The sequence below is a fragment of the Arthrobacter sp. TmtSoilC51 genome (genome assembly GCF_055388015.1).
The window spans coordinates 2,093,503-2,107,365 of the sequence record NZ_AP035877.1 but is presented as its reverse complement, the minus strand read 5'-3'; the positions used below and the strand labels follow the sequence as shown (position 1 = coordinate 2,107,365).

The 13,863-nt window shown below is 62.9% G+C and carries 17 protein-coding genes and 1 riboswitch; of the genes, 1 reads left to right on the top strand and 16 read right to left on the bottom strand.

Features of this window, described 5'->3' with window-relative positions; translation table 11 throughout:
* Positions 1 to 18 precede the first annotated feature (18 nt).
* The 7 genes from trpA to hisI all read right to left on the bottom strand — a co-directional run bounded on the left by trpA (position 19) and on the right by hisI (position 6,202).
* Positions 19 to 831 (bottom strand): tryptophan synthase subunit alpha, encoded by an 813-nt coding sequence (trpA, locus tag ACZ5G6_RS09640; RefSeq protein WP_223936997.1) that lies wholly within the window; start codon positions 829 to 831, stop codon positions 19 to 21.
* Complete coding sequence (trpB, locus tag ACZ5G6_RS09635) at positions 831 to 2,207, bottom strand: tryptophan synthase subunit beta (RefSeq protein ID WP_223936996.1); 1,377 nt, start codon at positions 2,205 to 2,207, stop codon at positions 831 to 833. Before trpB ends, trpA begins: the two co-directional genes overlap by 1 nt.
* Positions 2,208 to 2,320: 113 nt before the next feature.
* Positions 2,321 to 3,139: an indole-3-glycerol phosphate synthase TrpC gene (trpC, locus tag ACZ5G6_RS09630; RefSeq protein WP_223936995.1), complete on the bottom strand. Its 819-nt coding sequence runs from the start codon at positions 3,137 to 3,139 to the stop codon at positions 2,321 to 2,323.
* A 2-nt stretch (positions 3,140 to 3,141) separates the two neighbouring features.
* Positions 3,142 to 3,414: an HGxxPAAW family protein gene (locus ACZ5G6_RS09625; RefSeq protein ID WP_498691006.1), complete on the bottom strand. Its 273-nt coding sequence runs from the start codon at positions 3,412 to 3,414 to the stop codon at positions 3,142 to 3,144.
* 131 nt (positions 3,415 to 3,545) lie between these two features.
* Positions 3,546 to 4,148, bottom strand: a complete 603-nt coding sequence (locus ACZ5G6_RS09620) for a Trp biosynthesis-associated membrane protein (protein WP_223936993.1) — start codon at positions 4,146 to 4,148, stop codon at positions 3,546 to 3,548.
* Complete coding sequence (locus tag ACZ5G6_RS09615) at positions 4,145 to 5,728, bottom strand: anthranilate synthase component I (protein WP_223936992.1); 1,584 nt, start codon at positions 5,726 to 5,728, stop codon at positions 4,145 to 4,147. Before ACZ5G6_RS09615 ends, ACZ5G6_RS09620 begins: the two co-directional genes overlap by 4 nt.
* Positions 5,729 to 5,785: 57 nt before the next feature.
* A complete protein-coding gene (gene hisI / locus ACZ5G6_RS09610; RefSeq protein WP_223936991.1) occupies positions 5,786 to 6,202 on the bottom strand; it encodes a phosphoribosyl-AMP cyclohydrolase in 417 nt (138 codons plus the stop codon).
* Between the two features lie 89 nt (positions 6,203 to 6,291).
* Between hisI and ACZ5G6_RS09605 the strand changes: the two genes are divergently transcribed.
* Positions 6,292 to 6,936 (top strand): TIGR03085 family metal-binding protein, encoded by a 645-nt coding sequence (locus tag ACZ5G6_RS09605; protein ID WP_223937536.1) that lies wholly within the window; start codon positions 6,292 to 6,294, stop codon positions 6,934 to 6,936.
* An 85-nt stretch (positions 6,937 to 7,021) separates the two neighbouring features.
* Here ACZ5G6_RS09605 and hisF read toward each other — a convergent pair whose 3' ends face one another.
* The 9 genes from hisF to pnuC all read right to left on the bottom strand — a co-directional run bounded on the left by hisF (position 7,022) and on the right by pnuC (position 13,584).
* Positions 7,022 to 7,798 (bottom strand): imidazole glycerol phosphate synthase subunit HisF, encoded by a 777-nt coding sequence (hisF, locus tag ACZ5G6_RS09600; RefSeq protein ID WP_223936990.1) that lies wholly within the window; start codon positions 7,796 to 7,798, stop codon positions 7,022 to 7,024.
* Positions 7,799 to 7,842: 44 nt separating this feature from the next.
* A complete protein-coding gene (gene hisG / locus ACZ5G6_RS09595; protein ID WP_223936989.1) occupies positions 7,843 to 8,703 on the bottom strand; it encodes an ATP phosphoribosyltransferase in 861 nt (286 codons plus the stop codon).
* An 84-nt stretch (positions 8,704 to 8,787) separates the two neighbouring features.
* Positions 8,788 to 9,051, bottom strand: a complete 264-nt coding sequence (locus ACZ5G6_RS09590) for a phosphoribosyl-ATP diphosphatase (protein ID WP_024820576.1) — start codon at positions 9,049 to 9,051, stop codon at positions 8,788 to 8,790.
* A 112-nt stretch (positions 9,052 to 9,163) separates the two neighbouring features.
* Complete coding sequence (ribH, locus tag ACZ5G6_RS09585; protein WP_223936988.1) at positions 9,164 to 9,649, bottom strand: 6,7-dimethyl-8-ribityllumazine synthase; 486 nt, start codon at positions 9,647 to 9,649, stop codon at positions 9,164 to 9,166.
* Between the two features lie 18 nt (positions 9,650 to 9,667).
* Entirely contained in the window at positions 9,668 to 10,372 is a 705-nt protein-coding gene (ribA, locus tag ACZ5G6_RS09580; protein WP_223936987.1) for a GTP cyclohydrolase II, read from the bottom strand.
* Positions 10,369 to 11,064, bottom strand: a complete 696-nt coding sequence (gene ribB / locus ACZ5G6_RS09575; RefSeq protein ID WP_223936986.1) for a 3,4-dihydroxy-2-butanone-4-phosphate synthase — start codon at positions 11,062 to 11,064, stop codon at positions 10,369 to 10,371. The genes ribA and ribB overlap by 4 nt, the downstream gene beginning before the upstream one ends.
* Complete coding sequence (locus tag ACZ5G6_RS09570; RefSeq protein WP_498690998.1) at positions 11,061 to 11,774, bottom strand: riboflavin synthase; 714 nt, start codon at positions 11,772 to 11,774, stop codon at positions 11,061 to 11,063. Before ACZ5G6_RS09570 ends, ribB begins: the two co-directional genes overlap by 4 nt.
* Positions 11,774 to 12,850: a bifunctional diaminohydroxyphosphoribosylaminopyrimidine deaminase/5-amino-6-(5-phosphoribosylamino)uracil reductase RibD gene (ribD, locus tag ACZ5G6_RS09565; protein WP_498691819.1), complete on the bottom strand. Its 1,077-nt coding sequence runs from the start codon at positions 12,848 to 12,850 to the stop codon at positions 11,774 to 11,776. Before ribD ends, ACZ5G6_RS09570 begins: the two co-directional genes overlap by 1 nt.
* 41 nt (positions 12,851 to 12,891) lie before the next feature.
* Entirely contained in the window at positions 12,892 to 13,584 is a 693-nt protein-coding gene (gene pnuC / locus ACZ5G6_RS09560; RefSeq protein ID WP_223936984.1) for a nicotinamide riboside transporter PnuC, read from the bottom strand.
* Positions 13,585 to 13,671: 87 nt separating this feature from the next.
* Positions 13,672 to 13,826: riboswitch (FMN riboswitch) on the bottom strand.
* Positions 13,827 to 13,863 lie beyond the last annotated feature (37 nt).

Below are 13,863 nucleotides of genomic sequence, written 5' to 3'. Positions count from 1 at the left end.
CTTCGCTGTTTCCTTTTCCTAGACGTCTGCAGCTGCGCGGCCCAAGCCGGCGCTGAGGTTCTTGGTGAGTTGGCCGACGGCGTCAACGCCGCCGTCGCGGAGGGCCGCTACCAGCGCGGTGCCAACGATCACGCCGTCCGCGTAGGCAGCTATCTCGCGGACATGATCCGGGTTTGACACACCAAGGCCAACACAGACCCGTTCAGCGCCCGCAGCGTGGGCGCGTGCCACGACGTCTTCAGCCGTGCTGCTGACGGACTGGCGTGTACCAGTCACGCCCATGATCGAGACGGCATACACAAAGCCACGGCTGGCCTTGACGGTCATGTCCAGACGCTCGGGCGTGGACGACGGTGCCACCAGGAAGACCCTGTCCAGTCCATACTTGTCCGAGGCCTCGAACCATTCGCTGGCCTCATCCGGAATGAGGTCCGGAGTAATGAGGCCCGCTCCCCCGGATTCGGCCAGGCGGCGGGAGAACTCATCGACGCCCATGCGCATGACCGGGTTCCAGTAGGTCATGACCAGCACGGCGGCGTCAGTAGCGGCAGTGATCCCCGCAACGACGTCGAAGACGTTGGCCACGCGGAAACCGTTGCTGATCGCTTCGGTGGTAGCAGCCTGGATCACAGGTCCGTCCATCACGGGATCGGAGTAGGGAATACCGATCTCGATGAGGTCTGCACCATTGCGTGCCAGGGCAATACCGGCCTCAATGCTGTCCTGGACCGTGGGGTAGCCCGCCGGAAGATATCCGACAAGTGCGGCCCGGCCCTCGGCCTTGGCACGGTCAATGGCGGCAGCGGACTTGCTGGCAAATTGTTCAGTCATCAGTTCTGGTCCTCGTTTACGTCCACGGCTGCTTCGGAGGTGCGCTCTGCAGGACCTTTGGGCTTGCGGGTAGACAGGGTTGTGCCCCTGACGTGACCTTCTTCGTCCAGCATGTTGAACCATGCGGCGGCGGTTTCCACGTCCTTGTCACCACGCCCTGACAGGTTCACAATCACGGAGATCTCCGATGGGTCCTCTTTGCCCTCGGTGAGGCGCTTGCCCACCTTGATGGCACCGGCAAGCGCGTGCGAGGACTCGATGGCGGGAATGATGCCCTCGGTCCGGCACAGGAGACTGAAGGCATCCATGGCTTCGGTGTCGGTTATGGGCTCGTACGTCACGCGTCCGATGTCCGCGAGGTAAGAGTGCTCGGGTCCCACACTGGGGTAGTCCAGTCCGGCGGAGATCGAGTGGGATTCGATCGTCTGGCCGTCTTCGTCCTGCATCAGGTAGGAACGTGCACCATGCAGCACACCAGGACGTCCCAGGGAGATTGCTGCAGCGTGACGCCCGGTCTCCACGCCTTCGCCGCCTGCCTCGAAGCCATAGATCTTCACCGATGCGTCGTCCAGGAAACTGTGGAACAGGCCGATGGCATTGGAGCCACCACCAATGCAGGCACAGATGGCGTCGGGCAGCTTGCCGGTCTGCTCCAGGATCTGGGCGCGGGCTTCCTCACCAATCACTTCGTGGAAGAAGCGGACCATGGCCGGGAACGGGTGGGCTCCGGCAGCGGTACCCAGCAGATAGTGGGTGTTGTCCACGTTGGAAACCCAATCGCGCAAGGCATCATTGATGGCGTCCTTGAGGGTCTGCGAACCGTTGGTCACGGGAACCACAGTGGCGCCGAGCAGTTGCATGCGGGCAACGTTCAACGCCTGGCGGCGGCAGTCTTCCGCGCCCATGTAGACGACGCACTCGAGGCCAAGGAGGGCAGCTGCCGTGGCACTGGCGACGCCGTGCTGGCCGGCGCCGGTTTCCGCGATGACGCGGGTCTTGCCCATGCGCTTGGCAAGGAGCGCTTGGCCCAGGACGTTATTGATCTTGTGTGAGCCAGTGTGGTTCAGGTCCTCACGCTTGAGGAAAATCCTGGCGCCACCGGCGTGCTTGGAGAACCGCTTGGCCTCGGTGAGCAGCGACGGACGCCCGGAGTAGTTCTTGTTGAGGTCCTTCAACTCCGCCAGGAAGTCGGGGTCGGCCTTGGCTTTCTCGAACGTGTCCTGGACTTCGTCGAGGGCGGCAATGAGTGACTCGGGCATCCAACGGCCGCCGTAGTTACCGAAGTACGGCCCGGGTGCGTTGCGCAGCGAAACGCCGCCTTGCAGGAATGCGTCGGCCGCATTCTCTTCCGAGCTGGCTGTTGGCGCGTCCACCATCAGTCTCACCGTCCTGTTCCAGTTAGTTCATTGGGTAGTTCCACGTGCCACAAAGCAGCCGCAGGCACATGCCCGGGCTGCCTTATGGCTGTCGCCTTGCTTCAGGTACTGCCTCAGTTCCTGACGGCGATGGCGGCAGCTCCAGCTGCCTTGAATTCGGTGATGCGTTCGCGCGGTGTCGCGTCGCTGACCAGCGCCTCGCCCACCAAAATGGCGTTGGCGCCGCTCGCCGCATAGTGCGTGACGTCCTCAGCCGTCCGTACGCCTGACTCCGCGACAATTACTGACTCAGCGGGAATCAAACCGGCCAGCGAACCGAAAACTGAACGGTCGACGTCGAGCGTCTTCAGGTTGCGAACGTTGATGCCGATGATCTTGGCCTGCGCCGCGACGGCGCGCTCAATTTCGTCTTCGGTGTGCGTTTCCACCAGCACGTTCATGCCAAGCTCGTGGCTCAGGGCGCTGAAGTCAGCAAGCTCCGAGTCGGACAGGGCTGCAACGATCAGCAGGATGAGGTCCGCACCATGGGCGCGGGCTTCCCAGATCTGGTACTCGTCCACCGTGAAGTCCTTGCGCAGCAAGGGAATATCGACGGCGGCACGGACGGCATCGAGATCGGCCAGCGATCCCCCGAAACGTCGCTTTTCGGTAAGGACGCTGATGACGGAAGCTCCGCCATGTGCGTACTGCACCGCCAGCGAGGCGGGATCGTCGATAGGGGCGAGGTCGCCTTTGGAGGGGCTACGGCGCTTGATTTCGGCGATGACCTTAAGATCGTCGCGGCTCGAGGACGGGCCTCCAAGAGCAGACCATGCATCGCGTGCGGGCGTTGCGCCCGCAACGCGATCCTTCAGCTCAACGAGGGAAACAAGCCGGCGACGGGCTTCCATGTCCTCCTTGACGCCGACGATGATGTCGTCAAGAACGGTCACGATTAGTGGCCGTTGTTCTGCAGCTTGCTGCCACCCACTCCGTAGCCAGCCTTGCGCATGGCCCAACCTACGATGAGGCCGGCAACCATGACCACAACACCACCGATGAAGATGGGGGTGCTGGCGATGACGAAAGCAATGGAGGAAATCAGGGCGCCAACAAGCATCACAATCACGCAGGTCCAGGCCGCCGGGCTGTTGCCGTGGCCGATGGCGTCAGCGTGGCTGGCCATAGTGGAGCTGGCTTGGGTTGCGGACACTGTGGTTTTGCTCATGTGGAATCTCCTCAGGATGAATACTGCTTACATTCTGCCATTTATTGACGGCGGCCGGGACATCGTCCGACGTCAGGACCGGCGCTGGCGCGTATGTTGCGCCATACCGGCCCGAAAGACTGCCCGGTGTCCTACGTGGGGTCTTCGCCCCGGGAAAGACTGTCCCAGCTGTCAATCTCGTCTACTGGTCCGCTACGGCGTTCCCTGACGGCAGCGGCATCATACTTGGTCCGGGTTTTCCAATGCCGCCCAGCCAGCGGCAGAACCACCGCGCACACGGCAAGCAAGGCACCGGCCACGACAGCCAGGACAGGGAAGACCGTTGTGGCCACGTTCGCCTGGCCTCCTGAGATACCGGTGGCTGCAGCGATGGAACCTTGGGCTGCCCCGAGGGGATCGACCAGGACCGTGGCGGCCGCGAGGATAATCCCGGCGGCGGACAGGACAAGGATGGCAGCGATGATCCAGCGTGCGATCCGCCCTGCGATGGAGGCCGCCAACCCTCCGGCGAGTGCTACGAGTGCCAGGGCGGTCACGGCTGTGGCTGCCTTGCTGCCCTGAACGTGGAGGTCGCTGATGGAGGCTGCCGTAGGGTCCAACCGAACTTCGATCCACGTCTGCGTGGTGGTTCCAAAGACGGCGAGGGCCAAGAGGGCTGTGGCCAGAACAAGCGTGGACTTCCGTGCCCAGCGCGGCGATGTGGCCGCCGTAGGCCTCGGCGCTTCAGCGGTCATGAGCCGGGCGTCCCGCCGTCGACGGTTCCTGCATCCCGCACTGTCTCGGCGGAAATATTCTGCAGCGAGCCGGCTGTGTGGACGGCCCGAAGGGGCGCAGCAGCCTTGTTTACGGTTTCAAGGGCCTCAGACGGCTTGTGTGAGTCGGCAACGATCCCGCCGCCGGCCTGCACGTAGGCGCGGCCTTCCCGCAGCAACGCAGAGCGGATGGCAATCGCCATGTCCATATCACCGGCGAAGTCGAGGTAGCCCACTACGCCACCGTAGATACCGCGGCGGTGCGGTTCGAGTTCGTCCAGGAGGCGCAGGGCCCGCGGCTTCGGGGCGCCGGACAAGGTGCCTGCCGGGAACGTTGCCTTCAGAACGTCGTATGCCTTGGCATGCGGAGCCAACTCTCCCACCACTGTGGACACCAAGTGCATGATGTGGCTGAACCGCTCCACCTCCATGAACTGGGTGACATCAACCGTGCCGGCAACGCAGACCTTGGAGAGGTCATTGCGGGACAGATCCACCAGCATGAGGTGCTCGGCCCGTTCCTTCTGGTCGGCCAGCAGTTCCGTGGCCAGGGCCTTATCAGCTTCAACAGTCTTGCCACGTGGGCGCGAACCGGCGATGGGGTGTGTAATCACTTCGCCTCCGGTTACGGTCACCAACGCTTCGGGCGACGAACCAACAATCGAGTACTCGCGGCCATCGGCATCCTCAAGGCTGAAGATGTACATGTACGGGCTCGGGTTGGTGTTGCGCAGCACACGGTAAACATCCAGTGGATCAGCCGGGCATTCCATCTCGAAACGACGCGAAATGACCACCTGGAAGACCTCGCCATCGACGATCGCTTCCTTGCCGCGATCGATGGCTTCCAGGTACTTGTTTTCGTCCCAGCGTTCCTGAACGCTTGAGGCGAAGTCCAGGGCTGCCGCCTCCAGCACAGAGACCGGCTGGGCGATTGGCGTGCTGATCTGGTCCAGCAACGACTTGACCCGTGCAACAGCGTCGTGCCAGGCGTCGTCCACGCGCTCGGAACTGTTGTCAAAGTTGATCGCGTTGGCAATCAACAGGACGGTACCGTCCACATTGTCATGGACTGCCATGTCGGTGACCAGGTTCAGGGCCATCTCGGGCAACTGAAGGTCGTCCTCCGGCGGCGCTGTCAGCTTCTCCCAGTGGCGCACCGCTTCCCACCCGAGGAAGCCGACCAGCCCGGACGTAAACGGAGGAAGTCCTTCGAAACGATCCGTCTGCAGGGCAGCGATGGTGTCGCGGACCGCTTCTACCGGGTTCCCATCAACGGGCACGCCGACGGGAGGTTCGCCGATCCAGTGTGCCTGGCCATCCTTGGTGGTCAGCGTGGCGCGGGACTTGGCACCGATGAAGGAGTAACGGGACCAGGCTCCACCCACAGCTGCAGATTCCATGAGGAAAGTACCCGGCTGGCCTTGGGCCAGCTTCCGGTACAGGCCGATGGGAGTCTCGGCATCGGCCAGGACTTTGAGTCGGACAGGGATAACACGGCTGTGGACGGCGAGTTCCCGGAACTCTTCCAGGCCCGGGCTGATGATTCCAAGGTCCTGCATGGCTATTGTTCTCCGCCTTTGGTCTGAGGTGGTGCGTCAGGGAAAGTAGGGGGTGCCTTATTCGCGGTGGCCCGTTACGACTGAAAGGTCGCGCCCGTCGAAGCAGGTCCGGGTACCGGTGTGGCAGGCTGCGCCGATCTGGTCCACGCGGACCAGGAGGGCGTCGCCGTCGCAGTCAAGGGCGACTGACTTCACGAACTGTACGTGTCCGGAAGTGTCACCCTTGCGCCAGTATTCCTGGCGGGAGCGCGAGTAGAACGTGACGCGTCCCGTGGTCATGGTGCGGCGGAGTGCCTCGTCATCCATCCAGCCCAGCATGAGGACCTCGTTGGTGTCGTGCTGCTGGATGATGGCGGCTACAAGGCCTGCGGAATCGCGTTTGAGGGCACTGGCGATCTCCTGCGGCAGGGTGTCCGCGGGGTCGCTGGAGAGCTCCACGGCAGGAGTTGGACTGGGGGCGGACTGCTCTGACATCAGATCAAGTCTAGTGCCTTTGGTGGGAGCCGGATTCTGCGGCGGTTCCACTGCGCAACCAGGCCCTGATCGTGCTAGTTTCACAAGTGATGCATTTCGTCGATCCTTCCCGAGAAGTACTGGCCGAAACCCTGCTGGCGGCCGGACCTGACTCCCCCACGCTCTGCCAAGGGTGGCTCACCCGGGATCTCGCGGCGCACCTCTACCTGCGCGAGCGTAAAGCGGCCGTGGGCATTGGCCTTCTGATCCCCAGCCTCGGTAAGGCCTCGGACAAAGCAACGGCCAAACTTGCTGCCAAACTGAAAACCACTGAGGACTACGCAGAGCTCGTCAAGACGTTCCGCGCAGGCCCGCCTGCCCTCTCCCCTTTGAAGATCAAGGCACTGGACGAAACGTCGAATCTCATCGAATATTTCGTCCACACCGAGGACATCCGCCGAGCCGGTGACCGTTGGGCGCCCCGGGCCCTCGACGAAGCGTACTCGGACGCACTCTGGGATGAACTGATCAAGCGGGCCGCTTACCTTTATCGGGGCGTGGACCTCGGCATCGTTCTGGTGCGGCCTTCCGGCCCGCGCCATGTGGCCAAACGCGCCCCGGTGTCGGTTGCGATTGTTGGTGAACCTGGGGAACTGCTGATGCATGCCCACGGCCGCACCAGCCAGGCCCTCGTCACCTTCGAAGGCCAGCCGGACGCCGTCGCGCTTCTGCAAAGCGCAGACATCGGCCTTTAAGGCAAGCAACGCGGGGTCACTTATGGCCCATCATCCTTGCGGAGATGGGCCATAAGTGACCCCGCGTTGCTTTTGGCAGACGGAGCTACCTGACTTCGAAGCCCGCGTCGCGAATAGCGGCCTTGACCTGGGCGATCATGTCATCCGGACCGAAGTGGAACACGGAAGCCGCCAGCACGGCGTCGGCTCCGGCCTCCACGGCTGGAGGGAAGTGCGCCGGCTTCCCGGCACCACCGGAGGCGATGATCGGAATGTTGACAGCCCCACGGACAAGGCGGATCAGTTCGAGATCGAATCCGTCCTTGGTGCCGTCGGCGTCGATCGAGTTCAGCAGGATCTCGCCCACGCCCCGGTCCGCTGCTTCCTTGGCCCAGGCAATGGCGTCGATTCCCGTCCCGGTTCGGCCACCGTGGGTGGTGACTTCAAAACCGGACGACGTCGGTGCGTCGCCTTCGCGGGTACGCCGCGCATCCACGGACAGCACCAGGACCTGCGAACCGAAGTGGCGCGTGATTTCATCGATGACCTCTGGCCGGGCGACGGCAGCGGTATTAATCGATGCTTTGTCCGCACCGAAGCGCAGGAGTTTATCCACCTCCGCAACGCCACGGACGCCGCCGCCTACGGTCAGCGGGATGAAGACTTCCTCTGCGGTGCGGCGAACGACGTCGAACGTTGTTTCCCGATTGCCCGATGATGCGGTGACATCAAGGAAAGTCAGTTCATCCGCACCACCATTGTCATAACGGTGTGCCAGTTCCACCGGGTCTCCGGCGTCCCTCAAGCCCTCGAAGTTGACGCCCTTGACCACGCGGCCGGCATCGACGTCCAGGCAGGGAATGACGCGTACGGCTACAGCCATGTGCTTACTCCTCGAATTCTGCTCTGCTCGATAGTGATGCTGGATCAGATACGGCAGGCGTGGATGCTGCTCACCAGGATGGCCCGGGCGCCGAGATCGTACAGCTCATCCATTATGCGGTTGGTTTCCTTCTTGGGAACCATGGAACGCACCGCCACCCATTCCGAATCCCGCAGCGGGGAGACGGTGGGTGATTCAAGGCCTGGGGTGAGCGCGGCAGCATCCTCCACCAGGTCCTTACGAATGTCGTAATCCATCAGCACGTACTGGCGCGCCACAAGGACGCCCTGCAGGCGACGGATGAGGACCTCGATTTCCTTGGCAGTGCCATTCGCGGCACCACCGGGGCCTGTGCGCCTGATCAGCACGGCCTCGGACTTAAGGATGGGATCGCCAAAGATTTCCATCCCGGCTGCCTTGAGGGTGTTCCCGGTCTCGACGACGTCGGCAATCGCGTCCGCGACGCCGAGCCGAACCGACGATTCAACCGCACCGTCGAGGCGGACAACCTTGGCATTGACGCCTCGCTCGGCGAGGTAGTCACGCAGGAGGCCGTCGTAGCTGGTGGCGAGGCGCTTGCCTTCGAGCTGCTCGACGCCGTTGAAGTTTCCAACGGGCCCTGCGAAACGGAACGTGGATGCCGCGAAACCCAAGGGCAGCAGTTCTTCTGCTTCCACCTGGGCGTCCAGCAGGAGGTCGCGTCCGGTGATTCCGACGTCCAGGGTTCCCTGGCCAACGTACACCGCGATGTCGCGGGGGCGGAGGAAGAAGAACTCGATGTCATTGTCGGGATCGACCATGACCAGTTCGCGGGTGTCGCGGCGCTGGCGGTAACCTGCCTCGGACAACATCGCCGACGCGGCTTCGGACAGGGATCCCTTATTGGGGACTGCTACACGGAGCATGGGGAGACTTTCTGTTTGGAATGGAGGTTTTCAGGCACATCGGCCACGCAGGTGGCTCCACTTGGGGAAAGCGGAGTGGCGTGGCTAGAGATGCTTGTAAACGTCTTCCAGCGTGAGGCCCTTGGCAAGCATGAGGACCTGCAGGTGGTACAGCAACTGGGAGATCTCCTCGGCAGCGGCTTCATCGGATTCGTACTCGGCGGCCATCCAGACTTCGGCGGCCTCTTCGACCACTTTCTTACCGATGCCGTGGATTCCGGAGTCCAGTTCGGCTACAGTGCGCGAGCCTGCCGGGCGGGTCGCTGCTTTCTCACTCAGTTCTGCGAACAGCGTCTCGAAATTCTTCACGCCCTACAGCCTACTTGCTTCCGGGTTGGCGCCGCTTGTTGGGGCCTTGCATGACGAAGGGGATGTGAGTGAAGACACACCCACATCCCCTCCGCGGTACCTCTTATGCGCCTCAGCTGTACTGCTGGAGTGTCAGTGCAGTGGCAAGAGCCGCCGTGACTGCCTCGTGTCCCTTGTCTTCGTTGGATCCCGGAAGGCCTGCGCGGTCCAGACCTTGCTGTTCCGTATCGCAGGTCAGGACGCCGAACCCGACCGGAACGCCGGTGCGGACGCTGACATCGGTGAGTCCCGACGTCGCGGCCTGGCATACGTAGTCGAAGTGCGGCGTTCCGCCGCGGATAACCACACCGAGCGCAACGACGGCGTCGAAGTGCGGTGCGAGCCTCGCCGCGGCAACAGGGAGTTCGAAGCTGCCAGGGACGCGAAGCAGGGTGGGCTCGGCGATGCCGGCTTCCTTGGCCGCGCGGAGTGCACCGTCAACCAGCCCATCCATGATCTGGGTGTGCCAGCTTGCTGCCACAATGGCGAGCTTCAGCTGCGAGGTTTCCTCGGGCTTAAGGGTGGTGAGGTCGATAGTGGGGGCGCCGTGTCCGCTCATTGTTTGCTGGAGTTCCGTTCAGTCTTGTTCGTTGTCAAAGGGGCTTCGGGACGGTGTCTTTCCGTTGCCGACGGGCTCGGTTTCGAGCGTCAATCGGTGATCCATCCGGTCTTTCTTGGTCTGCAGATAGCGAACGTTCTGTTCACGCGAAGGAACCTCGGTAGGAACCATTTCCACCACCGAGACACCTGCCTGGGCAAGGCGGTTCTGCTTGTCCGGATTGTTGCTGAGCAACCGGACCTCGTGCAGGCCCATCTCGGCCAGGATCTGACCCGCGGCACTGTAGGAGCGCGCGTCCACCGGCAAGCCAAGCTGTTCGTTGGCCTCGACGGTGTCGAAACCGGCTTCCTGCAGCGCGTAGGCCTTGATCTTGTTGGCCAGGCCAATACCCCGCCCTTCCTGGCCTCGCAAGTACAGGAGCGTTCCACCTTCAGCGTGGATGAGCTCCAGGGCAAAAGCCAATTGTTCGCCGCAATCGCAACGATAAGATCCGAAGACATCTCCGGTGAGGCATTCCGAATGCAGGCGCACCAATGGTGCCTGGCCATCTTTGGGCGGGTTGGGGGAACTCACGGCGAGGTGTTCCACGCCCGTAACATGGTCCGTCCAAGCCTGGGCTACAAAGTCGCCAAACGCCGTGGGCAGCTGGACAATCGGGCCGCCGCTCACCGGGTGGGGTGTGGGCTCGGTGTCGTCGCTGCTGCGCGTTGTCGGTGCGGTCATCGCTTCTCCTCGTCTGCCACTGAAACGTGTGCCGCCTGGGACTCTACCGCGTCAACGTAGGCCACCAGATCCTCAATGGAGATGAGGGGGCATCCGTGTTCCGCAGCGAAATCGCGCAGGCTGTCCAGGCGCATCATTTCACCATCGTCATGTACCAACTCAGCGATCACGCCCACCGGAGCCAGCCCGGCAAGCCGACACAGGTCCACAGCTGCTTCCGTGTGTCCCGGACGTTCACGCACTCCCCCCTTAACCGCCCGCAGCGGAAAAATATGCCCGGGGCGCGTAATCGCCGCTGGAGTGCTCTGCGGGTCGGCGAGGATCCGGGCAGTCAACGCGCGGTCCGTGGCCGAAATACCAGTGCTCACGCCGAACGCGGCGTCGCAGGAAACAGTGTAGGCAGTACCTTTGGCATCCTCGTTGACTTCCACCATGGGCGGAAGTGCAAGGGCATCGGCACGCTCCCCTTCAAGCGGCACGCAAATGACGCCTGACGAATACCGGATGGTCCACCCCATAAGGGCCGGCGTAGCGTGCTCGGCGGCGAAAATGATGTCGCCTTCGTTCTCGCGGTCTTCGTTGTCCACCACGATTACTGCGTGGCCGGCTGCCATCGCCGCGATCGCAGCTTCCACAGGATCCAGTCCTGTACGACCCGTCGCCGTCGAAATCGTCTTGGTAGGAGTACTCATCGCGCAGCCTCCGCGTTCCCGGTAGAGTCGCCGGCCAGCTCCACGCTGGCCGTCTCCGCGCTGGCCGTCTCCGCGCTGGCGCGGTGCGCCGGGGAGCCCTGGGGAGCAAAGGACAGGAGCCGCTCGGTGTATTTTGCGAGCACATCCACTTCAATGTTTACCCGTGCGCCAACCGGCTTCGCCCCCAGGCCCGTCTCCTCCAACGTCGTAGGGATAAGCCCTACCTCGAACCACGGAGACGGTTCAGCCGCGGCGCTCACTGCCGTCACGGTCAGGGAAACACCGTCGACGGCGATTGAGCCCTTCTCGGCGATGTACCGAGCCAGCGGCCCAGGGACGCCAAACCGCAAACGGTCCCAGTTGCCCAGCGGCTCACGTTCCAGCAACTCGCCCACGCCGTCAACGTGGCCTTGGACCACATGGCCGTCGAGGCGTCCGCCTGCAGGGACGCAGCGCTCAAGGTTCACGGTATCGCCTGCGGCCAACTCGCCGATGGTGGTGCGGACCAGGGTCTCCCCCATCACGTCGACGCTGAAATCCTGTCCGTCAATCTGTGTTGCGGTGAGGCAGACGCCGTTTACTGCGATGGAGCCCCCCAAGGTCAAGCCATCGGTGCTGGTGGGAGCCTTAAGCCGCAGTGTCGCGCTGGCGTCGCCATCGCGGTCAATGCCCAGGACGGTGCCCTGCTCGGCAACGATTCCGGTAAACATCAGTGTCCTCCTGTGACGTATTCCGCAGCTTCACTGCGCGGAATGGAATTCTTGGCTGTGCTGGCTGCCGATCGCATGGAGCGCAAATGCAGCCGAAGGTCGTTCCCGAGGCTCCGGACGGCTCCGCCACCGGCATCGTCCCAGGCCCATTGCTGGGCCTCGGCCAACGTGGTAATGCCGAGGTCGTCAAGGGCAGGCGTTCCGGAGCCCAGAAGAGTTGGAGCAAGATAGACGATCAGTTCGTCCACCAATCCAGCAGCAAGGAACGTACTGAGGATGCTGGAGCCGCCCTCCACCATGACGTGCCTGACGCCTTGGTGGAACAGTTGGCTGAGCGCTTCCGCCGGGTCCCTGGTTTGCAGGTGCACAAAAAGGCCATCGGTTCCGCGCACCGCTGCGTCTTCGGGAACGTCCCTCAAACCCATGACGGCGCGGAGCGGCTGGCGCTGCGTCAGGCTGCCATCGGATGCCCGTGCCGTCAGCCGGGGGTTGTCAATGAGTACCGTGCCAGTGCCCACCAGGATCGCGTCGATGAGGCCCCGCAATCCGTGGTTGTCCGCGAGGGACTCCGGACTGGAGATCCACTGGCTGGTACCGTCCACTGCGGCGATGCGGCTGTCCAGCGTCTGGGCAATGTGCAAGGTAACGAAAGGACGTTTGGTTGCGACGGCGTCGAACCATTCACGATTGAGGTCATACGCTTTGCCGGCGGCGAGCCCGGATTCGACGTCGACTCCCGCTGCTTGCAACGTGCGGGCGCCGCCCGCGGCGGGATCGTGGGGATCATCGACGGCGTAAATCACCCTGGAGATGCCAGCCTCAATGATGGCTTGGGCGCAGGGTCCTGTGCGGCCCACGTGGTTGCAAGGCTCCAAGGTGACCACCATGGTGGTTCCTGCAAGGTCCACGCCCTGACGGCGTGCCTCGAGAATGGCATCTGCCTCGGCGTGGGCTGTGCCGGCTCCCCGATGGTAGCCAACGGCGAGCTGTTCGCCCCCAGGACTGAGCACAACGGCGCCCACCAAGGGGTTGGCTCCACGCGGCCCGCCCAAGGCCGCTGCAAGGGCCACATCCATCGCCGCAGTCTCGGCGGTATTGAAGAATTTAGGGTTCAGGGTCACGGAGCAACTCCCACAACAGCCGGAGCGGGGCCAACCGAGGCACGTTCGCGCTTCTCTGCCCGCCACCACACGAAGAAACCGGTCAACGTAAAGAAGCCATAGAAGAGGTACATGACGGCACTTGCGTAGTATCCGGCGCTGAAGAGCAATGGGACGCCAACAATGTCAACGGCTACCCAGATGAGCCAGAACTCCGTCCATCCGCGGGCCATACCGTATGTGGCCAGCAGCGAACCTGTGAACGTCCAGGCATCAGCCCATACGGGCGGGTAGGAGCCCAGCGCGTCAAAGAGCGGTGTCAGGGCGGCCGTTCCAGCCACCATTGCCGCAAGAAGGGCGATGCGGACTCTGTTACTGGCCCAGCCCGGAACGATTGCACGTCCGCGGGTGCTGGCCTGCCGGCCTTGCTGCCACCGGTACCAACCGTAGACGGCGACGGCTATGAACATGATCTGCCGTGCAGCCTGTCCCCATAGGGTTGCGGGGGCGGCTGCGCCGAAAACGTTCCCGAGGAAGACCGTCAGCAGGAGGATATTCCCCACAATGCCTATCGGCCACGCCCAGACTTTGCGGCGCATTCCGCCGAGGGCGCTGGCGAGCCCAAAGATGTTGCCAAGCACTTCGCGTAGAACAAGCGCAGATCCTCCAACGGGAATCTGTGCTTCGAAGAGCCATCGCAGAAAGTCCATGCCGTTCCTTCCCAGTAAGCCGCGATGGCTCCGGGGGTGTACGACAGCGCAATGCCAGGCGTCCCTAAGGACGCACACAGCATGACTGTACGTGCTTCTCCCATCCAGACTTTAACTGTCGGTACCGGAATTCCACCGGTTCAACCGTTTGCCAGCGGTTTCCAATTACTTGGATTCCAAAGGCGTGCGGGTCGCGGACTATAACCGCCGGTTCGGACTTACACCGACCCCGGAGCACGTATGTGTGTTGCTATTCTGCCACAACTGCGGAGATGCCTA